Below are 20,539 nucleotides of genomic sequence, written 5' to 3'. Positions count from 1 at the left end.
GTCCGCCGCCATGTACGAGTTGTCCCGGGTCCGTCTCTACTCCATCGGGCCTGCCGGTGCGCGCTACGCCGACACCGTCCTCGACCTGCGCGGAGTGGGCGAGCCCGTACCCGACCCCGCGCCGGCCCAGGCCGAGTTCTTCGAGGAGGAGCCGGTCGGCCCGCCGCGCCGTCCGGCGCCGGCGGGTGTGCTCTTCCTGGAGAACGGCGGCGGCAAGTCCGTCCTGCTCAAGCTGATCTTCTCGGTGATGCTGCCCGGCCACCGCAACACCCTGGGCGGCGCCAGCTCCGGCGTCCTGCGCAAGTTCCTGCTCGCCGACGACTGCGGCCATGTCGCCCTGGAGTGGCAGCACACCCTCACCGGCGAATGCGTCGTCGTCGGCAAGGTCAGCGAATGGCGGGGACGTCAGGTCTCCAACGACCCGCGCAGGTTCGCCGAGGCCTGGTACTCCTTCCGACCCGGCCCCGGACTCAGCCTGGACAGCCTCCCGGTCGCCGAGGCCACCTCCGTGGTCCGCCCCGCGGAAGGCGCCTCCGGCGCTCAGGGCAGGCGCCGCACCATGAAGGGCTTCCGCGACGCGCTGATGGACGCGGGCAAGTTCTACCAGCACCTCGACGTGCACTGGGAAGAGATCCACGACCGCTGGAACGAGCACCTCGGCGACCTCGGCCTGGACCCCGAACTCTTCCGCTACCAGCGCGAGATGAACGCCGACGAGGGTGAGGCCGCCGGGCTCTTCGCGGTCAAGAAGGACTCCGACTTCACCGACCTGCTCCTGCGCGCCGTCACCGACACCCGCGACACCGACGGTCTCGCCGACCTGGTCAGCGGCTTCGGGAACAAGCTGGGCCGCCGCGCCGAACTCACCGCCGAACGCGACTTCACCGCGGGCTCGGCCGATCTGCTGGGCCGGATCGTCGAGGCCACCGCCACCCGCTCCCGCACCCGCGACATCCACGCCGGTGCCGAACGGCGCACCCGCACGCTCGCCCGCCGCCTCGCCTCCCGTGCCGCCGAGGAACGAGGCCGCACCGCGGAGCTGGCCCAGCAGGTCACCGCCGCCGCCCACACCGTCACCGAGGCCGAGGCGACCCGGAGCCACCGTGCCCTGATCGCCGCCGAACTGGCCTACCGGCACGCGTCACTGGCCCTGACCGCCGCCGAGAAGGGCGCCGCGGCCCAACGTCGCGAGCTGGGCGAGGCCAGGACCCTGCACGCCGCCTGGCAGGCCGCCGAAGCGGTGCTGCGCCACCGGGCCGCCGCCGACCGTTCGGCCAGGGTCGCCGTCGCCATCCGCGAGGCAGAACGCGACGCCGCCCCCGCCCTCGCCGCCCGTGCCACGGCCGCCGCCGATCTCGTACGGGCCCTGCACACCGCCGCCGAGGACGGCGAGCGGGTGGCCAACGAGGAGGAGGAGCGTTCCGACACCCTCCAGGCCACCGGCGAGCGGGCCCACCGCGATGCCACGATCGCCGCCACTGAGGCCCAGCGCGCCCGCAGCGAAGCCGGACACCTGCGCCAGCGGCTGGCCGAGGTCGAGCAGGAGACCACCGAAGCGGTCCGGGCGGGCTGGCTCGACAACACCGCGCCCGACGCCGACCCGGCCCGCGCCGCCCTCGCCGCGAGCGACGCCGAACAGTCCGCCGTCGCCGCCTGGGACACCGCCCGGGACGCCGCGCGAGCGGCGGCCGACCTCGCCAGGGAGGCGGCGGCCGACGAGAGCCGCGCCGAGCTCGCCGCGGCACGTGCCGCGGACGGGGCGAAGGCCGCGGAGCAGTCCTACGAGGACGAACTCGGGGCCGCCGCATCGATCGCCGCCGACGACCGCCTCGCGGACCTGCTGAGCCTGCCGTCGGCCACCGGAGTACCGCACCCCCGCCGGGGCGCCCGCACCCCCGGCGCGGGGACGGGCAGCGGCACGGAGCCGGGCGAGCCGTACGCCACCGCGCACCGGGACACCACCGGGGCCCCCGAGGACGACGGCCGGCCCACCACGGCCGCCGCCGGCCGCCGGGCCGGCACCACGACCGCTGTCGCCGAGGACACCGCCGGCACACCGCAGCCCCTGACCGCCGAGGAGTTCGACCGGAGCGCCGACGAGCTCCGCGACCTCCTCGACCAGGGCATCGCCGGGGCCGAACGCAGGCTCTTCGACCTGCGCACCGCCGCTGCCGACGACGCGCGGATCCTCGGCGCGCTCGGCGACGGCGGTCTGCTCCCGCCGGGCCCCGACGTCCTGGCCACCGTCGAATACCTCGGCGAGCACGGCATTCCCGCCCTGCCCGGCTGGCGCTACCTCGCGCAGGCCGTCGACCCGGCCGACCACGCCTCGGTGCTCGCCGCCCGCCCCGAGCTGGTCGACGGCGTCGTCATCACCGACCCCGACTCGCACGCCCGTGCCCGTGAGGTCCTGGGGGCCGCGGCCCTCCTGCCCCGGTCCGCCGTCGCCGTCGGCACCGCCGCCGCGCTCCTCGCGCCCGTCCCCGCCCCCGGCACGGGCGGGCACACGGACGGCGTCTTCCTCGTCCCGCCGAACCCGGCCATGCACGACGAGTTCGCCGCGGACGAGGAGCGGCAGGCGCTCCGGAGCAGGGCCGCAGCCCGCGACGAGGACATCCGGACCCTCGCCGCCCGGCTCGCCGGCGACCGCTCGCTCGCCGCCCGGATCGGTTCCTGGCGCGCCGACTGCCCGCCCGGGACGCTCGCCGAGCTCGCGGACGCCGCCGCCACCGCCCGTACCGCCGCCGAAACGGCCGAAGCGGCTCTCGCGGAGGCCCGCTCGGTCCGCGCCGAGGCCGACGAGGCCGCCGCCGACACGGCCCGCGTCCGCGACGAACGCCAGGAGACCGCACAGCGCGCCCGCCGTGCCGCGGACGCCCTCGCCGGGCTCGCCTTCCGCCTCCGTGAGCGCGCCGGGTGGCAGGTGCGCCTGCGTGAACTGGTCGACGAGGCCGCCGAATCCGAAGCCCGCGCCACCGTGTATCTGGACCGGGCCCGCGCCGCCGACGAGGACCGCAGGGCCGCCCAGCGCGCCGGGGACGACGCCCGCCGCACCGCACGGGCCCTGCGCGCCGAGCGGGCCGAGATCGCCGGTGCCCCGGAAGTGCTCCCGGAGCCCGGACCGGACACGGTCCGTACCGCCCTGCCCACCCTGCGCGAGGCCTACCGCGCCGCGTCCCAGCTGTACGAGAAGGTGGGCGTCGGCGCCGACCTGCGCGCCGAACAGGCCCGTGCCGAGAGCGACGAGAGCGCCGCGCTCGCCGAGCTCGACCGCCTCACCAACAAGGTCCGCACCCGCGCGGCCCAGCTCCTCGAAGGAACCGACGGCGCGGACGGCCCCTCCCGCCAGGCGGCGGCGGCACGGGCCGAATCGCTGGTCCAGCTCCTGGAGACCCGGGCCTCCACCGCCAGCGAGCAGCTCGGCCGGCTGCGCGGCGAGGCGGAACGGCTCGCACCGCGGGACGACGAGCCGCACCACACCGAGCTGCCCGACGAGCTGTCCCCGGCGGACGCCGAACAGGCCCAGGGGCTCCTGCGCACGGCCACGTCCGAACGGGCCGCCGCCGACGGAGCCCTGGACACCGCCCGCGCCGCACACGCCGAACTGCTGCACGCCCACCGCACCGCGGAGGACTCCGCGGGCGGCTTCGACGAGACCGCGGCCCTCCTGCGCGACCTGCTCCGGGACAACGGCGCGGACGACCCCGCCGAAACCCCCGACACCTACCCCGGCAGCCTCGACGAGGCCCGGCAGTCCGCCGCCGAGGCCCGCCGCTCCCTGCGCGGCTGCGCCACCGACCTCTCGGCGGCCGAGAGCGCCGTACGGGAGGCGAGCGACATCCTGGTACGGCACGCCAACTCCACCCGCTACGAGCAGGTGCGCACCCCCGCCCGCCAGCAGATCCGGGAGCTCCCCGCCGCGGCGCTGCCGGAACACGCCGAGAAGTGGGCCGCCGCCTTCGCCCCCCGGCTGCGCGTCCTCACCGACGAGCTGGTGCAGCTGGAGCGCAACCGCGACTCCATCGTCGACCGGCTCCGCGGTCTGGTGGAATCCGCCCTCACCACCCTCCGCTCGGCCCAGCGGCTCTCCCAGCTGCCCGAGGGACTGGGGGAGTGGTCGGGGCAGGAATTCCTCCGCATCCGTTTCGAGGAACCCGACCAGGCCACACTCACCGAACGCCTCGGCGAGGTCATCGACGAGGCCACGCACGCCGCACTCAAGAAGAACTCCGACCTGCGGCGCGACGGAATGTCCCTGCTGCTGCGCGGAGTCGAGGCGGCCCTGCGGCCCAAGGGCATCGCCGTGGAGATCCTCAAGCCGGACGCGGTGCTCCGCGCCGAGCGGGTCCCGGTGGGACAGATGGGCGACGTGTTCTCCGGCGGCCAGCTGCTCACCGCCGCGATCGCCCTGTACTGCACCATGGCCGCGCTGCGCAGCAACGACCGCGGACGCGACCGCCACCAGCACCGGCACGCGGGGACGCTCTTCCTCGACAACCCCATCGGCCGCGCCAACGCCACGTATCTGCTGGAGCTCCAGCGCGCGGTGTCGGACGCGCTGGGTGTGCAGCTGCTCTACACGACCGGCCTGTTCGACACGACGGCGCTCGCCGAATTCCCCCTGGTCATCCGGTTGCGCAATGACGCCGACCTCAGGGCGGGCCTGAAGTACATCAGCGTCGAGGAGCACCTGCGTCCCGGGCTGCCCCAGCAGCACCCGGACGGCGAGGTGGTGCACGGCGAGATCACTGCGACCCGGATGTTCAAGCGGAACGCGGCCCCGGAGGGGGCGGGCGCACCGGCTCCGGAGCCGGCCGCGGGCTGACGTCCCGGACGGGCGCACGGGACCGCACGCACGGGCGGCGGGCGGTCTCCCGCTGCGCGGAGCCGCGTGCGCCCGTCCGTACCCTCGCGCGCACGGGTAGGGACATGGGGCCGGTCCTCCGGATCAGGACCGGCCCCGGCACCTCAGGCCTGGGACAGATCGCTCGCGCCCCGGTGCTCCCGTCGTATCCCCGTACCGTCCAGCTCCGCCGTGCGCGCCGCGCGCCGTGCCCGGCGGCGCTCGCGGCGCATCCGCCGCGCCGTGCTGCTGGGCACGGACACCACACCGTTGCGCTGATGCCACACCTGACGGGTCACCCACACATCCAGCACCGACCAGGTCGCGACCACCGTGCTGGCGACCGAGCTGAGTACCATCGGGAAGGCGAGCCAGGAACCCGTCAGCGTGCACAGAAAGGCCACCATGGCCTGGATGAGCGTCAGCGACATGATCAGCACGGCACGCACCGCGGCCGTCCGCACCGCATCAGGCATTCGCCGCTTCGACGCCGGCTCCTCCACCCACAGCTGCCGCGGAATCCTCGCCCCTCCCGCGGCCCCGGCCGCCGCGGCGCTGGCCGGCCTTCCGGTTCTCCGGCGCTCGTCCGTATTCAAGGACCTTCAACTCCCCACCACTGTCCGACTTCAGGGTGGCTGCCCGGCTTGTGCCCGTTCTACGCGGGCGGAGCGAGTCCATCGTGCCGCGCAGGCCCCACAGCGCCATCTTCCCCCATACAGAGGGACGTATGAACACTCGTGAAGATTCCCGCAGAAAGGCCCCAGGGAGCCCGGACGGTCACGGAACGAGGAATTCCAGCCAAGTGCCACGCCCGGGTATACGGCGCTCTGTCACACAACCGCTGTCGCTTTCGCGAAATTCATCTCAGGGAATACCGGGACAACTCACGATCAACTCGCGGGCGGGCGGCCGAAAATCTTCCGGAGGTGTCTTCGAGTTGCCTGTGTGTCAGTAGTAGGCTCGCGCCGTTTATTGACGCAGGACCGACGGTCGTCGACACAGAAACGACCGACGGACCGTCGGGGCACGGGCGACGGACGTCGAGCGGGACCGACGGAACACACCCCCGCGTGCGGGGTCGATCTGGGGGAGGCCATGCGCTTTCGCGGGAAGTCCATCCGCAGGAAGATCGTGGCGTTGCTCCTGGTGCCGCTCGTCTCCCTCACGGGCCTCTGGGTCTTCGCCACCTTCCTCACCGGCCGCGAGGCCAACCAGCTGATGAGCGCGAGCGCCATCGTGGAGAAGGTCAGCCACCCCCTGGAGGAGACCGTCCGGGCCGTCCAGGGCGAACGCAGACAGACCCTCGCCTTCCTCGCCGACCCCCGGGCCTCCGACGCCCTGCCCCTGCTGCGCCGTCAACGCGCCGCCACCGACCGGATCGTGGCGGAAGTCCGGCTCAGCGCACAGCGGCAGGACATCCGCGACGCGCTGCGCCCCGCCGCCGAGACCGAACTCGACTCGATCCTCAGCGCCGTCGACGGACTCGACGCCCTGCGCGACTCGGTCGAGAACCGCACCATCAGCCGCACCCAGGCCCTGGACTTCTACAACGGCCTCGTGGACCCCTGCTACCGCTTCCTGAACGGTCTCCACCGGATGGAGAACGTGTCGATGGACAAGCAGGTCCGCGCCCTGGTCGGCATTTCGCGGGCGCGGGAAATGCTCTCCCGCGAGGACGCGCTGATCAGCTCCGGACTCAGCGCGGGCCGTCTCACCGCTCCCGAACTGCGCGCGATATCCGACCTCGTGGCCAACCGGAAGCTCCTCTACGAGATCAACCTCGAACTCCTGCCCTCATCGGAACGCCGACGCGTCGAGCAGTACTGGGGCAGCCCCGACACCGAACCGCTGCGCACGGCGGAGAGCCGGCTGATCGACGCCGGACCGGCGAAGGAGCCGGGCACGGTCGACGCCGAACGGTGGCAGCAGGTGGCCCCGCCCGTGCTGGACCGGCTGGCCAACGACTCCACCGAGATGAGCAACCGCTTCCAGGACCGCGCGGAACCGGCCGCCTACCGCGTCCTCGTCCAGGCCGGTGTCGCGGGCGTCCTCGGCTTCCTCGCCCTCCTCATATCGGTCTTCGTCTCCGTGCGCATCGGCCGTGAGCTGGTCCGTGACCTCTCCCGGCTCCGCAAGGACGCCCACGAGGTGTCCGGCGTACGGCTGCCGAGCGTGATGCGCCGGCTCGCCGCCGGGGAACACGTCGACGTCGAGACCGAGGCCCCCCGACTCCAGTACGAACGGGACGAGATCGGCCAGGTCGGCCAGGCGCTCAACACCCTTCAGCGGGCCGCCGTCGAGGCCGCCGTCAAACAGGCGGACATGCGCCGCGGTGTCTCCGAGGTGTTCGTCAACCTCGCCCGCCGCAACCAGGTGCTCCTGCACCGTCAGCTGACGCTGCTGGACACCATGGAGCGCCGTACGGAGAACAGCGACGAACTCGCCGACCTGTTCCGCCTCGACCACCTGACCACCCGCATGCGGCGCCACGCCGAGGGCCTCGTGATCCTTTCCGGGGCCGCCCCGTCCCGGCAGTGGCGCAAGCCGATCCAGCTGATGGACGTGGTCCGGGCCGCGGTCGCCGAGGTGGAGGACTACGAGCGCATCGAGGTCCGTCGGCTGCCGCGGATCGGGGTCGGCGGTCCCGCCGTCGCCGACCTCACCCACCTGATCGCCGAACTCCTGGAGAACGCCACGGTGTTCTCCCCGCCCCACACCGCGGTCCAGGTCCACGGGGAGCGCGTCTCCAACGGCTTCACGCTGGAGATCCACGACCGGGGGCTCGGCATGGCCCCGGACATCCTGCTGGACGCCAACCTGAGGCTCGCCGAGACCCCCGACTTCGAACTCTCCGACACCGACCGCCTCGGCCTCTTCGTGGTCAGCCGCCTCGCCCAGCGGCAGAACGTCCGGGTCTCGCTCCAGAAGTCCCCGTACGGAGGGACGACCGCCGTCGTGTTCATCCCGGCGGCGCTGCTGACCGACGCCCCCGACACGCACGGCACCGGTTTCCGCCTGGACCGCCGGGCCGAGCGGGCGATCATCGGTGGCCGCCCGGCGGACGACGCCCGGAGCGGGAAGGACGGCGCACGGGGGAGCGAGGACCGCAGGGCGGGCGGCACCGGCAGGTCCTCGGCGCTCTCCCCGGTCCCCACCGGCCTCACCGACCCGGCCGTGCTCGACGGGCCCGTCGAACTCGAAGGCCCCGTCGGACCGCTGGACTTCGTGAACGGCGCGCTCGACCGGTCCCTCGACCCGGCGCTCGGCCCCGTGCTCGACGGCGTCCGCGATCTGGAGGACACCGAGAGCGAACGCGGAGGCATCTTCCGCTCCCGGGACCTGCACCAGCAGACCCGCGACCACGGCGGTGAACCCTCGGCGGACGTCCGTCCGATGCGGCCGGCCGGTCCGGTGCCGCTGCCCCGCCGCAAGCCTCCGACACTCGTCGCCGACCGGGGGCGCCGGGTGGACGACTCCGGCCGCGCCACCCACTCCACCGACGAGGACGCCCCGGCATCCTCCGGGACGCGTTCCGGTCCCACCGGCCCGGCCCGCACCACGACCGGCCCGGTCGCGCACAACGGCACGCCACGCATCCCGAAGACCCCCCGGGCCGCGGCGCCCCCCGAGTCCTCGTACGCCTCGCGGTTCCCCGGCGAACCGGCGGCTCCGGAGACCGTGGGCGGACTGCCCCGACGGGTCCGGCAGGCGAGCCTCGCCCCCCAGCTCCGCGGGGAATCCGCGGGAGGGCCGCCGCACCACGACCCCGTGGACGCCGACGACGTCGAGCGCGACGCGGACGAAGTACGCACTCGCATGGCCTCGCTCCAACGGGGCTGGCAGCGCGGCCGCCGGCAGAACGCCGAGGACGCGTCCGGCCCCGGCGATACCGCACCAGGAACCACTCCGGGAGGGGACGGTCGATGACCGCACCGAACGCCGCAGCACAGGACTCCGTACGTCAGGGGTCCGGCGAACTCAACTGGCTGCTCGACGAACTCGTGCAGCGCGTCGCCAGTATCCGTAAGGCGCTGGTGCTCTCCAGCGACGGTCTGGCCACCGGTACCTCGCAGGATCTGACCAGGGAGGACAGCGAGCATCTGGCCGCGGTCGCCTCCGGCTTCCACAGCCTGGCCAAGGGCGTGGGCCGGCACTTCGACGCGGGCCGGGTGCGCCAGACCGTCGTCGAGCTCGACGAGGCGTTCCTCTTCGTCACGGCCGCGGGCGACGGCAGCTGTCTCGCCGTCCTGGCCGACGCCGACTCCGACGTGGGCCAGGTGGCGTACGAGATGACGCTGATGGTCAAGCGTGTGGGCGCCCATCTGGCCAACGCCCCACGGACCACCGGTCTGTCCGCCGGAGGGTGAGGGGATGGCATGAGCGCCGACTCCTCCCGGGAGACCGTCCCCGGATCCTCTGACGCCCCCGGTGGCCCCCCGTCCTCACGCTGGTACGACGCGGACGCCGGACCGGTGGTCCGTCCGTACGCGATGACCCGGGGGCGCACCAGCAGCGCGTCACGCCACCGGCTCGACCTGATCGCGCTCGTCGTCCCCGAACCGGCGGCCGACGACCCCGGCCGGGACCAGACGCTCTCCCCGGAGCACGTGGAGATCGTCGAACTCTGCGCCGACATGCCCCAGTCGATCGCCGAGCTCTCCGCCGGCCTGGACCTTCCCGTAGGGGTGGTCCGGGTGCTGGTGGGCGATCTCGTGGAGGACGAGCTGGTGCACGTAACCCGTCCCGTTCCGCCGGCCGAGCTGCCGGACGTGAACATTCTTCGCGAGGTGATCAATGGCCTTCGGGCGCTCTAGCCGCAAGAAGCGGCCCGTTGAGCCCGTTACCCTGAAAATCCTGGTGGCGGGCGGATTCGGTGTGGGCAAGACGACCCTGGTGGGCGCGGTCAGCGAGATCAGACCGCTGCGTACGGAGGAGAGGCTGAGCGAGGCGGGCCGTCCGGTGGACGACCTGGAGGGTGTCGAGGGCAAGACCACCACCACGGTGGCCATGGACTTCGGACGCATCACGCTCCGCGAGGACCTGGTGCTGTACCTGTTCGGTACTCCGGGCCAGGACCGCTTCTGGTTCCTGTGGGACGAGCTGGCCCAGGGGTCCCTGGGCGCGGTCGTCCTCGCGGACACCCGGAGGCTGGCGGACTGCTTCGCGGCGGTCGACTACTTCGAGCGCCGGAAGATCCCGTTCACCGTGGCCGTCAACTGCTTCGAGGGTGCCGACCGGTTCCCCGCGGAGACGGTGCAGGCGGCGCTCGACCTCGATCCCGGGGTGCCGGTCCTCGTGTGCGACGCACGCGAGCGGTCCTCCGTGCGTGACGTACTGGTCAAGGTGGTCGAGCACGCGCTGGCCCGTGCCGACCGGCCCAAGGAGCCCGTCACCACCTGACAGCCGCGAGGCGTGCGGCCCGTCCCCCGGCGACGGCGCGGGGGGTACGGGCCGCACGCCGTCCGCGGCAGGAGAAGGCGCGGCCGGTACGGCGGGGGCCGCGTCGTCGCATGCCTCCGTCCCCGTCCCGCTCGCCCGCCGCCGCTCTCCGGTCGCCGCTCAGCGGTTCTCGGCGAGCCACTTCTCCGCGGTCTCCGCCAGCTCCCGGTCCCGGCCCGCGAGCATCATGCGGATCATCTGCACATCGCCGCGCAGCGACCACGCGGGATGCCCGAAGCTGGCCGGGTTGTTCCTCTCGATGAGGAAATGCGCCGGCCAGGCGGTGCCGTACCCGATCAGGGGCAGGGCCGCCGCGTAGCGCTTCCGGCCACGCGCCAGCCCGTAGACGGCGATCGTGAGACCGGTCAGCGTGCCGGTCAGATGGACCCAGCGGGTCGCGCTGCGGGAGTGCATCGCCACGTAGTAGGGCCAGAACTCCTCGTACGAATCGAACGTCTGCTGTGACATACGGGCACCGTAATGGCTGACGCGGCAACCGGATACGGCTGTTCCGCGTCCGAGAAGAAGAACGGGCGGCCGGAGCCCACGGGGGTGGTCCCGGTCGCCCGTTCCCCCGCGCCTCCCGGGGCCGGCTTCAGTGCCCCGCGACGGACCGCCGGGCCACCGGGAAGTCGAAGTACGTGTCCGGAAACAGTTCCGGTGCGAAGGTGTAGTGCCACCACTCCTCGGCCAGGTTCACGAAACCGGCCCCGGTCAGCGTCCGCTTCAGGAACTGCCGGTTGGCGCGCCGCACTCCCTGGATCCTCGGGTCGTCCGTGTGCGACAGCGTGTCGAAACAGTCGTAGCCCGTGCCCATGTCCACCGAACTGTCGGGGAAACGGTCGCTCTCGGGCGCGTAGCAGGGAGCGAGGGGTTCGCCCGGCAGATACGGCCGCGTCCGCAGGGCCGGCAGCCTCACCACGGTCAGATCGACCGTGCTGCCCCGGCTGTGGCCGGACTTCTCCGCGATGTAACCGGCCTCGAACAGCCGGGACTTGTCCACCCGCGGGTAGAACTCGCCCTCCATGACCCGGTCGTCGGGATCCTTCGCCCACCGTACGAAGTGGTCCACCGCACGCTGCGGCCGGTAGCAGTCGTACACCTTCAGCGAGTAGCCCCGGCGCAGCAGCCGTGTCTGCGCCGTGTGCAGCGCGCGGGCGGCGGGCCGGGTCAGAATGCAGACCGGCTCGCGGTATCCGTCCACCGGTTCGCCCATGAAGGTGTGGGCGGTCGGGTAGCGCATCTCCTGGATGATCGTCGGGTCCACGGACCGCAGTGCGACGAACTCCTCGGGAGCCTCCGGTTCCGGCGCGGCGCGGGCCACCGGGGCGGCGGCGGTCGCGACGGACAGCGCGGCGGCAGTGGCCGCCAGGGCACGGAGAACACGGCGGATTTCCGTCATGGGCACATCGTCCATCAGCTCCCCGCCCCGCGCGGAAGACCGATCGGATACAGTCCGCCCGTGTCCGAGCCCAGGAACAGCCCCGCCGATCCCGCGCGGCCGGCCCCGCAGGGGAAGAACTCCCACTGCGGCAGCTGCGGAGCCCCCTACCGTGACCTCCGGTCGGCCGACGACTGGCCCCGCACCTGCACCCGCTGCGGTACGACCGCCTACCGCAACCCGCTGCCCGTGGCGGTGGCCCTGCTGCCCGTCACCGACCGGCACGGCACCGGACTCGTCGTCATCACCCGCACCATCGAGCCCCGGAAGGGCGGCGTGGCGCTCCCCGGCGGCTTCATCGACCACGCCGAGGACTGGCGGCACGCGGTCGTACGGGAACTCCACGAGGAGACCGGCATCCAGGCCCCCGAACAGGACGTCCGCCTCGCGGACGCCCTCAGCGCCCCGGACGGCCACCTGCTGCTCCTCGGTCTGCTCCCGCGGCGTCCCGCCGCCGCTCTCCCGCCCTCCGTACCGACCGACGAGACATCCGGCCACCACATCCTGCGCGCTCCGCGGGAGCTGGCCTTCCCCCTGCACACCGAAGCGGTACGCGCCTGGTTCGCGGGCCGCTACGGCTGACCCGTCCCGCCCGCCGCCCCCACCGCTCCCGTACCGGCGAGACCCCGCACCCGCACGGGCCGGGTCACCACGCCCTCCCCGCCGTCCCGCTCGACCACCACACGCCCGTCCGCCAGCCGCGTGGTGTACCGCTCGACCTCGGCCGCCTCCCACCCGTCACCCGCATCGGGCACGACCGGACCACCCCCGCTGCGTCCCGGCGGCGGAGCCCACACCTCCAGCTCCGTCCCACCGTCCGCGCCCCGCACCGGGATCACCGCACCGGCCCGCGCCAGCACCGGAATCCGGGACAGCGGCGCGTCCACCAGGACCTGGCCGGGCCCCTCGTACGCCGCCCCGGTCGCCGTGTCGTACCAGCGCCCGCGCGGCAGCCGCACCGCCCGCCGGTCCGCCCCGGGCTCCAGCACCGGTGCCACCAGCAACGCGTCGCCCAGCAGGAACGCGTCCTCGCAGTCCCGCAGCGCGCGGTCCCCCGGTGCCCCCCACCACAGCGGTCGCGCGTACGGGGCACCCGTCAGCCGGGCCAGCTGCGCCAGCGTCACGAAATACGGAAGCAGCCGCTCCCGCTCCGTCAGCGCCGCCCGCGCGTGCTCCAGCACCTCGGGCCCGAACTCCCACGGCTCCCGGCGGCCCGCGTCGATCGCCGCGTGCGTACGGAACAGCGGCAGATACGCGCCCAGCTGGAACCACCGCAGATACAGCTCCGGCGAGGGCGAGCCGTCGAACCCGCCCACATCCGGTCCGGAATACGGCACCCCGCACAGCCCGAGACCCAGCACGAGCGCGAGCGAGGCCCGCAGCCCCGGCCATCCGGTCGCCACATCCCCGGACCAGGTGCCCCCGTACCGCTGCATCCCGGCCCATCCCGACCGCGAGAACAGGAACGGCCGCTCCTCCGGCCGCAGGCGGAGCAGACCCTCGTAGCCGGCGCGCGCCATCGTGAGCCCGTACACATTGTGGGCCTCGCGGTGATCGCCGCCGCGGCCCTCCAGACAGTGCCTGGCCGAGCGCGGCAGGGTCGGGTCCCCGAAGGGCGTGAAGGACACCGGCTCGTTCATGTCGTGCCAGACGCCGGAGAAGCCCTGGGCAAGCCGTTCCGCGTACAGAGATCCCCACCATTCCCGCACAAGCGGATCAGTGAAGTCCGGGTACCCGCCGGCCCCCGGCCAGGCTTCCCCGACCACCACCCGCCCCCGGGCGTCCCGGACGAACGCCCCCCGCTCACCGACCGCCGCACCGCTGTCGAAGAGCGGCAGCCCGGCCTCCGCCTTCACGGCGGGATCCACGATCGACACCAGCCGGACCCCCTGCGTACGCAACTCCTCTGCCAGCGCGGGCAGATCGGGGAACGCTCGGCGATCGACCGTGAACACCTGATGCGCGTCATAGTGATCGATGTCCAGATGCAGGACGGACAGGGGGAGCCCACGGTCCCGGTAGCCCGCCACGACCCGGCGCACCTCCCGCTCGTCGCCGAAGCCCCAGCGGGCGTGCTGCGGCCCCAGCGCCCACGACGGCGGCAGCGCGGGCGCCCCCGTCAGCGCCGCCCAGCCCCGAAGCACCCGCGCCGGCGTCCCCGCCACCACCCAGCAGCGCAGCGGCCCCCCGTCCATCCGAACCTCGCAGGTCCCCTGCCGGTCGTGCCCGGAACCCGCCCCCACCTCGCCCTCTCGCAGGGTCACCCGCCCGTCCCAGGTGTTGTCGTGGAAAGCCAGATGGGTCCCCGCGTCCGAGACCACGACCTGCACCGGCATCGTCAGATACAACGGATCGTCGCCGGGGCCGAAGCGCCCGCCCGGGTCGGTGTTCCACAGCCGGTACACGCCGTCGCGCAGCCGGGGCCCCGACGCCCGTCCGCCGAGCCCGAAGAACCGCGCGTCCGCCGGCACCTCGGACCGCTGCACCCACCGCGCCGGCCCCCCGCCCACCGGCTCCCACCAGCGCGGCGGCAGCTCCCGCCGCAGCACCACCCCGCCCGGCGTCCGCAGCTCCACCGCCCCGTTCCGTGACACCGCCACCGTCAGCCGCTCCGAGACGACCTGCCAGCCACCGTCCTTGTCCGGCTCCAGCCCGGCCCGCGGATCCGGCTCGGGCGCCGGACCCGGCAACGCGTAAGACGGCAGCGGCTCCGCACCGTCCCAGGCCCAGAACACCGCGCCGCCCACCGAGACCCGGATCCGCAGTTCCGAACGGGCGAACCGCACCACACCGCCGCCGGGTCCGGGTTCCGCACCCAGCACCGACCCGGGAACCCTGGCCCGCTCCGCACCGCGCCCGGGGAGCGCCCGCGCGTCCGCGCGTCGATGCCGCCAGGCCGAGCGCACCGTGCGCAGACCCCGTACCGAACCGAGCAATTTCACCGAGCGCACCAGGTCACGACCGTCCATGCGGATCACCCTGCCACCCGGTCACCCCGAAGAACTCTCCGTTCAACTTCCGTTCACCCATGGCCGGAGCACATAGCCGGACAAGCAACCATGGGCGGGCAACCCTGGTGCCCGGGACGATCACATGGCATCGTCCGTAGCAGGTGCTCACGCGCACACCCCAGCCCGTGTGCGCCGCCACGCCCACCCCGCGTACCCGTACAGCCAGGGAGCCGACCCATGACCTCAGCCGCGAACGACGCCCCCCTCTGGCAGCCCGGCCCCGACCGCATCGCGGCCGCCGCCGTCACCCGCTTCCAGAGCTGGGCCGCCGAACGGTACGGAGCCCCGGCGCAGGGCGGCTACCCGGCACTCCACCGCTGGTCCGTCGACGAGCTCGACACCTTCTGGCAGGCCCTCGCCGACTGGTTCGACGTACGCTTCTCCACCCCGTACGAGTCGGTCCTCGGCGACCGCACCATGCCCGGTGCCACCTGGTTCCCCGGCGCCACCCTCAACTACGCCGAGCACGCCCTGCGCGCCGCCGAGGACGCCTCCCGCGCCGACGCGCCGGCCCTGCTCCACGTGGACGAGACCCACACCCAGGTGCCGGTCAGCTGGTCTGAGCTGCGCCGCCAGGTCGGCTCGCTCGCCGCGGAACTCCGCGCCCTCGGCGTCACCCCCGGCGACCGGGTCAGCGGCTACCTCCCCAACATTCCCCAGGCCATCGTCGCCTTCCTCGCCACCGCGGCCGTCGGCGGAGTCTGGACCTCCTGCGCCCCCGACTTCGGCGCCCGCAGCGTCCTCGACCGTTTCCAGCAGGTCGAACCCGTCGTCCTGTTCGCCGTCGACGGCTACCGCTACGGAGGCAAGGAACACGACCGGACCGGGACCGTCGCCGAGCTGCGCGCCGAACTCCCCACCCTGCGGGCCGTCGTCCACGTCCCCCTGCTCGGCACCGCCACCCCCGAAGGCGCCCTCGAATGGTCCGCCCTCACCGCCGCGGACACCGAACCGGTCTTCGAACAGGTCCCCTTCGACCACCCGCTGTGGGTCCTCTACTCCTCCGGCACCACAGGCCTCCCCAAGGCCATCGTCCAGTCCCAGGGCGGCATCCTGCTCGAACACTTCAAGCAGATCGGCCTGCACTGCGACCTCGGACCCGAGGACCGTTTCTTCTGGTTCACCTCCACCGGCTGGATGATGTGGAACTTCCTCGTCTCCGGCCTGCTCACCAGCACCACGGTCGTGCTGTACGACGGCAGTCCCGGATATCCCGACGTCAGCACCCAGTGGCTCGTCGCCGAACAGACCGGGGCCACCCTCTTCGGGACCTCCGCCGCCTATGTCATGGCCTGCCGCAAGGCCGGCATCCACCCGGGCCGCGACCACGACCTCTCCCGCGTCCAGTGCGTGGCCACCACCGGCTCCCCGCTCCCGCCGGACGGATTCCGCTGGCTGCACGACGAAGTGGCCGACGACCTGTGGATCGCCTCGGTCAGCGGCGGCACCGACGTCTGCAGCTGCTTCGCCGGAGGGGTCCCCACCCTCCCCGTACACATCGGTGAACTCCAGGCCCCCTGTCTGGGCACCGACCTCCAGGCCTGGGACCCGGCCGGCAAGCCGCTCACCGGCGAGGTCGGCGAACTCGTCGTCGCCCAGCCCCTGCCCTCCATGCCGATCCACTTCTGGAACGACCCCGACGGCAGCCGGTACCACGACAGCTACTTCGACATGTACCCCGGCGTCTGGCGCCACGGGGACTGGATCACCCTCACCGACCGCGGCTCGGTCATCATCCACGGCCGCTCCGACTCCACCCTGAACCGACAGGGCGTACGGATGGGGTCCGCCGACATCTACGAGGCCGTCGAGCGGCTCCCGGAGATCCGCGAATCCCTCGTCATCGGCCTGGAAGAGCCCGACGGCGGGTACTGGATGCCACTGTTCGTGCACCTCGCCGAGGGCGCCACCCTCGACGACGACCTGCGCGAGAGCATCCGGCGGACGATCCGCGAGAACCTCTCCCCGCGCCACGTACCCGATGAGGTCATCGAGGTCCCCGCCATTCCGCACACCCTCACGGGCAAGCGCATCGAGGTGCCGGTCAAGCGGCTCCTGCAAGGCACGGACCTGTCCAAGGCGGTCAACCCGGGCTCCGTCGACAACATCGAACTCCTCCACTTCTACGCGGACCTGGCCCGCACCCGCCGCTGACGGCCCGCTGTCAGACCTCCTGGTTACGCTGAGTGAGCAATGACGCACAGTGCACAGGGGGACACATGGCGCACACGAAGTACGGCACATCCATGCGACGCGCGCTGCGCCGCGAAGCACCCAGCACCATCGGCCTCCTGGTCGACGAGCAGGACTTCGCGGCCATGCGGCGCTACCGCACCTTCACGTTCGACGACCACGCCGTCTACCTCCAGCAGGTCGAAGGCCTCCTCAAGTCCTTCGCGGCACAGGGCATGCACGCCACGGTCGCTCTCTTCGACCCCGAGGACTACGCGGAGTTCTGCGCGGAATCCGGCCTCGACCCCGACGCCCCGGCCAGCCGCAGCCGTTTCACCGCCGAGGTCGCGGGAGCCGGCGCCACCGTCCGCTACAGCGGCCAGCCCCTCGACGAGCTCATCCCGCTCCTGGTCACCCGGTCGGTCCGCCGGGCCACCTGGGAGTACGCCACGCTCCTGCTGGCCGACCTCGGCGAATGCGCGGACTGCGGCCAGGACGTCGGCCGCGCCGCCTTCGACCGGGCCTCGCACCTGCTGATGCGGCTGCTGGAGACCGCGGGAGAAGGCACGCACCATCTCGTCTGCAGCACCCCGACCGACGGCGAGCAGCTGCTCGCCGTCCTTCACACCGAGCGTGATCCGAAGGGTCCGGCCGGCCTCGAAGCATCCCAGGGGGCGGAGTTCGCCACCGTGCTCGCGGTGGCCGTCGCCCTGGAAACGCGCGGGGGAGTGGTCCTGCGTACGAGCACACCGGGCGCCCCCGACCGCGTCCACGGCTGGAGGCTGACCGCGGGCAGCCTCCTCCCGCTCACCGCGGGCGAGGTCTTCAGCGCCTACTGCACCGACGCGGACACCGGCGAACCGATCGCCCCGGAGTCCGGTGTGGAGTACCGCGCGGGCTTCGACATCGGTGCGGACGCTCCGGAAGCCCACCACTGACCCGCGGCGCGGACGCCGACGGACAACGCGAGGAGGGGCTTCCCGCCCACTGACGGAAAGCCCCTCCACCACACGGTCCCGGCCGGACCGCACGGACCTACTCGCCCGACAGCACCGCCTGGGCGGCGACCCGCGCCTCCTCGGCGGACTCCGCCGAACGGGCCGCGGAAGCCGCACGCTCGCACTGCGCGAGCGTGTACTTCGCCAGCGTCGCGCGCACGTAGGGAATGGACGCCGCACCCATGGAGAGCGAGGTGACACCCAGACCGGTCAGCACACAGGCGAGCAGCGGATCGGCCGCGGCCTCACCACAGACACCGCAGCTCTTGCCCTCGGCCCGCGCGGCCTCCGCGGACATCGCGACAAGATCCAGCAGAGCCGGCTGCCACGGGTCCTGGAGCCGTGACACGGCGCCCACCTGACGGTCGGCGGCGAAGGTGTACTGCGCCAGGTCGTTGGTGCCCAGCGAGAGGAACTCCACCTCCTGCAGGATCGACCGCGCCCGCAGAGCCGCCGACGGAATCTCCACCATCGCGCCGAACTTGGCCTCCAGCCCCGCCTCGCGGCACGCGTCCGCGAACGCCTTGGCATCGATACGGTCGGCGACCATCGGAGCCATGACTTCCAGGTACACCGGCAGCCCCTCGGCCGCCTTCGCCAGCGAGGTCAGCTGAGTACGCAGCACCTCCGGGTGGTCCAGCAGGCTGCGCAGCCCACGGACACCGAGCGCCGGGTTCGGCTCATCCGCCGGGGTGAGGAAGTCCAGCGGCTTGTCCGCGCCGGCGTCCAGCACCCGCACGACCACACGGCCCTCGGGGAACGCCTCCAGGACGGCCCGGTAGGCGGCGACCTGCTTCTCCTCGGACGGAGCGTGCTGGCTGTCGTCCAGGAAGAGGAACTCCGTCCGGAACAGACCGACGCCCTCGGCGCCCGCCTCCACCGCCGCGGGCACGTCGCCGGGACCGCCGACGTTGGCGAGCAGCGGCACCTTGTGCCCGTCGGACGTGGCGCCGGGACCGCTCGACGCGGCCAGCGCGGCCTTACGGGCAGCGGCCGCGCTCTCCATCTCGGCACGCTTCTCGTCGGTCGGGTGGACGAAGATCTCGCCGGTGCTGCCGTCCACCGCGATCACCGTGCCCTCGGCCAGCTCACCGGCGCCGGGCAGCGCCACCACGGCCGGAACGCCGAGCGCCCGCGCCAGGATGGCGCTGTGGCTGGTGGGCCCGCCCTCCTCGGTGACGAAGCCGAGCACCAGCGTCGGGTCCAGCAGAGCGGTATCGGCGGGAGCCAGGTCGCGGGCGATCAGCACGTACGGCTCGTCGCTGTCCGGGACACCGGGCATCGGCACGCCGAGCAGCCGGGCCACGATCCGGTTCCGGACGTCGTCCAGGTCGGCGACCCGGCCCGCCAGGTACTCGCCGGCGTTGGCGAGCAGCGCCCGGTAGGCGGCGAACGCGTCGTACACGGCGCGCTCAGCGGTGCTGCCGACGGCGATACGCCGTTCGACATCAGCCATCAGCTCGGGGTCCTGGGCCATCATGGCCTGGGCCTCCAGTACATGCTGAGCCTCGCCACCGGCCAGATTGCCGCGCGCAATCAGGTCGGCCGCCACCGCTTCCACGGCCTGCCGGGCACGCCCCTGTTCGCGCTCGGCCTCCTCCGCGGGAATCTGTTTGGCGGGCGGCTCCAGCACCGCCGTACCCATGTGCCGAACCTCGCCGATCGCCACACCGTGGCTCACACCGACGCCTCGCAGCGTTGTCTCCATTTCACCCGTCTCCGATTGTGCGGTGACCGTGTCACCGCGGTGGATGTCCGACTGGCCGTTACTGCGCCGAGCGCGTCACTGCCAGCTGAACAGCGTGTCGCCGACCTTCACGTCGCCGTCCTCGCGGACGTCGGAGAGGGAATCGGCCGTGGCTTCGAGCGCGACGATCGGGCAGATGGGTGACTTGCCGGCGGCCTCGACGCCGGCCGGGTCCCAGCGCACGATGCCCTGGCCGCGCGTCACGGTGTCGCCCTTGTTCACGAGGAGCTCGAAGCCCTCGCCGTTGAGCTGGACGGTGTCGATCCCGAGGTGCGTCAGCACACCGTGTCCCTGCTCGTCCACGACGACGAACGCGTGCGGGTGGAGGGAGACAACGATGCCGTCTACCGGCGACACGGCCTCGGACGGCTCACGCACGGGGTCGATGGCGGTTCCGGGACCCACCATCGCGCCGGAGAAGACCGGGTCGGGCACCGCGGTGAGTCCGATGGCGCGTCCGACAAGAGGGGACGTCACGTTGGTCATGGGGAGCCTCCCAGGGGGTGGAGATTCATGTGGTCGCCGCCGCGGCTGATGAGGGGCGGCGTACTGCTCAGCAGCGTAAGTCATATGAAGTCCCGGTTCCGCCCGAGACCTACCGGTTGGCGGACCTCGGGTGCACCGGAAACGATTTGCCTCACCTACCGGCGGCCTGTACTGTCGTACTCCTGCCTGACCCCAACGCGACATTGAGTCGAGGGTCGGCGGCGACGATTAAGCCCTGACTGTAACCCGGACCGAGCTTCTGCATGTCTGCAGGAGGTTGGTCAAGGGAAAGGAAAAGGACTGATAGAGTCGGACTCGCCGGAAAGGGAAACGCGAAAGCGAAGAACTGGAAAGCGAAAAGAGTTTGACCCGCTTCGACCGGGAATCGGACACGAAAGAGTC

14 protein-coding genes are annotated in these 20,539 nt (G+C 72.7%); 8 read left to right on the top strand and 6 right to left on the bottom strand.

What is annotated here, in order from left to right; translation table 11 throughout:
• The first annotated feature begins 10 nt into the window (after positions 1 to 10).
• Positions 11 to 4,825 carry a hypothetical protein gene (locus tag ABT170_RS30725; RefSeq protein WP_329941031.1) on the top strand — a complete coding sequence of 1,605 codons (4,815 nt, stop codon included), beginning with the start codon at positions 11 to 13 and terminating at the stop codon, positions 4,823 to 4,825.
• 143 nt (positions 4,826 to 4,968) lie between these two features.
• Here ABT170_RS30725 and ABT170_RS30720 read toward each other — a convergent pair whose 3' ends face one another.
• Positions 4,969 to 5,319: a hypothetical protein gene (locus tag ABT170_RS30720; RefSeq protein WP_329941032.1), complete on the bottom strand. Its 351-nt coding sequence runs from the start codon at positions 5,317 to 5,319 to the stop codon at positions 4,969 to 4,971.
• 619 nt (positions 5,320 to 5,938) lie between these two features.
• On the opposite strand from ABT170_RS30720, the gene ABT170_RS30715 reads away from it, so the two are divergent.
• Genes ABT170_RS30715 through ABT170_RS30700 form a run of 4 tightly spaced genes read left to right on the top strand, consistent with a single transcriptional unit; the run spans position 5,939 to position 10,243 of the window.
• Positions 5,939 to 8,770, top strand: a complete 2,832-nt coding sequence (locus tag ABT170_RS30715) for a sensor histidine kinase (RefSeq protein WP_351872780.1) — start codon at positions 5,939 to 5,941, stop codon at positions 8,768 to 8,770.
• Complete coding sequence (locus tag ABT170_RS30710; protein ID WP_266929098.1) at positions 8,767 to 9,210, top strand: roadblock/LC7 domain-containing protein; 444 nt, start codon at positions 8,767 to 8,769, stop codon at positions 9,208 to 9,210. Before ABT170_RS30715 ends, ABT170_RS30710 begins: the two co-directional genes overlap by 4 nt.
• 9 nt (positions 9,211 to 9,219) lie before the next feature.
• Entirely contained in the window at positions 9,220 to 9,657 is a 438-nt protein-coding gene (locus ABT170_RS30705) for a DUF742 domain-containing protein (protein ID WP_329941034.1), read from the top strand.
• Positions 9,638 to 10,243, top strand: a complete 606-nt coding sequence (locus ABT170_RS30700; protein WP_329941035.1) for a GTP-binding protein — start codon at positions 9,638 to 9,640, stop codon at positions 10,241 to 10,243. Before ABT170_RS30705 ends, ABT170_RS30700 begins: the two co-directional genes overlap by 20 nt.
• 159 nt (positions 10,244 to 10,402) lie before the next feature.
• On the opposite strand, the gene ABT170_RS30695 is transcribed toward ABT170_RS30700, so the two are convergent.
• Together ABT170_RS30695 and ABT170_RS30690 are read right to left on the bottom strand one after the other, a co-directional pair.
• Positions 10,403 to 10,750, bottom strand: coding sequence for an Mpo1-like protein (locus tag ABT170_RS30695; protein ID WP_329941036.1), 348 nt, complete (start codon positions 10,748 to 10,750; stop codon positions 10,403 to 10,405).
• A gap of 127 nt (positions 10,751 to 10,877) precedes the next feature.
• On the bottom strand, positions 10,878 to 11,684 hold the full coding sequence (locus ABT170_RS30690) for a M15 family metallopeptidase (RefSeq protein WP_351872775.1): 807 nt from the start codon (positions 11,682 to 11,684) through the stop codon (positions 10,878 to 10,880).
• A gap of 60 nt (positions 11,685 to 11,744) precedes the next feature.
• Between ABT170_RS30690 and ABT170_RS30685 the strand changes: the two genes are divergently transcribed.
• The gene (locus tag ABT170_RS30685) at positions 11,745 to 12,305 is read left to right on the top strand and encodes an NUDIX domain-containing protein (protein ID WP_329941038.1); all 561 of its coding nucleotides are present in this window, start codon (positions 11,745 to 11,747) and stop codon (positions 12,303 to 12,305) included.
• Here ABT170_RS30685 and ABT170_RS30680 read toward each other — a convergent pair.
• Positions 12,296 to 14,692, bottom strand: coding sequence for a glycoside hydrolase family 31 protein (locus tag ABT170_RS30680; protein WP_351872771.1), 2,397 nt, complete (start codon positions 14,690 to 14,692; stop codon positions 12,296 to 12,298). The two genes, ABT170_RS30685 and ABT170_RS30680, sit on opposite strands and share 10 nt — an antisense overlap.
• A 219-nt stretch (positions 14,693 to 14,911) precedes the next feature.
• On the opposite strand from ABT170_RS30680, the gene ABT170_RS30675 reads away from it, so the two are divergent.
• Together ABT170_RS30675 and ABT170_RS30670 are read left to right on the top strand one after the other, a co-directional pair.
• On the top strand, positions 14,912 to 16,888 hold the full coding sequence (locus tag ABT170_RS30675) for an acetoacetate--CoA ligase (RefSeq protein WP_351872768.1): 1,977 nt from the start codon (positions 14,912 to 14,914) through the stop codon (positions 16,886 to 16,888).
• 65 nt (positions 16,889 to 16,953) lie between these two features.
• Positions 16,954 to 17,844: a DUF8829 domain-containing protein gene (locus tag ABT170_RS30670; RefSeq protein ID WP_351872765.1), complete on the top strand. Its 891-nt coding sequence runs from the start codon at positions 16,954 to 16,956 to the stop codon at positions 17,842 to 17,844.
• 97 nt (positions 17,845 to 17,941) lie between these two features.
• Here ABT170_RS30670 and ptsP read toward each other — a convergent pair whose 3' ends face one another.
• Positions 17,942 to 19,612, bottom strand: a complete 1,671-nt coding sequence (ptsP, locus tag ABT170_RS30665) for a phosphoenolpyruvate--protein phosphotransferase (protein WP_329941042.1) — start codon at positions 19,610 to 19,612, stop codon at positions 17,942 to 17,944.
• A gap of 75 nt (positions 19,613 to 19,687) precedes the next feature.
• Entirely contained in the window at positions 19,688 to 20,137 is a 450-nt protein-coding gene (locus tag ABT170_RS30660; RefSeq protein ID WP_329941043.1) for a PTS sugar transporter subunit IIA, read from the bottom strand.
• Between the last annotated feature and the right edge of the window lie 402 nt (positions 20,138 to 20,539).

It is taken from the genome of Streptomyces sp. NPDC001787, assembly GCF_040297465.1.
GTDB lineage: Bacteria > Actinomycetota > Actinomycetes > Streptomycetales > Streptomycetaceae > Streptomyces.
Note: the sequence above shows the minus strand (reverse complement) of the source record. Positions and strands in the feature narration are given on the sequence as shown.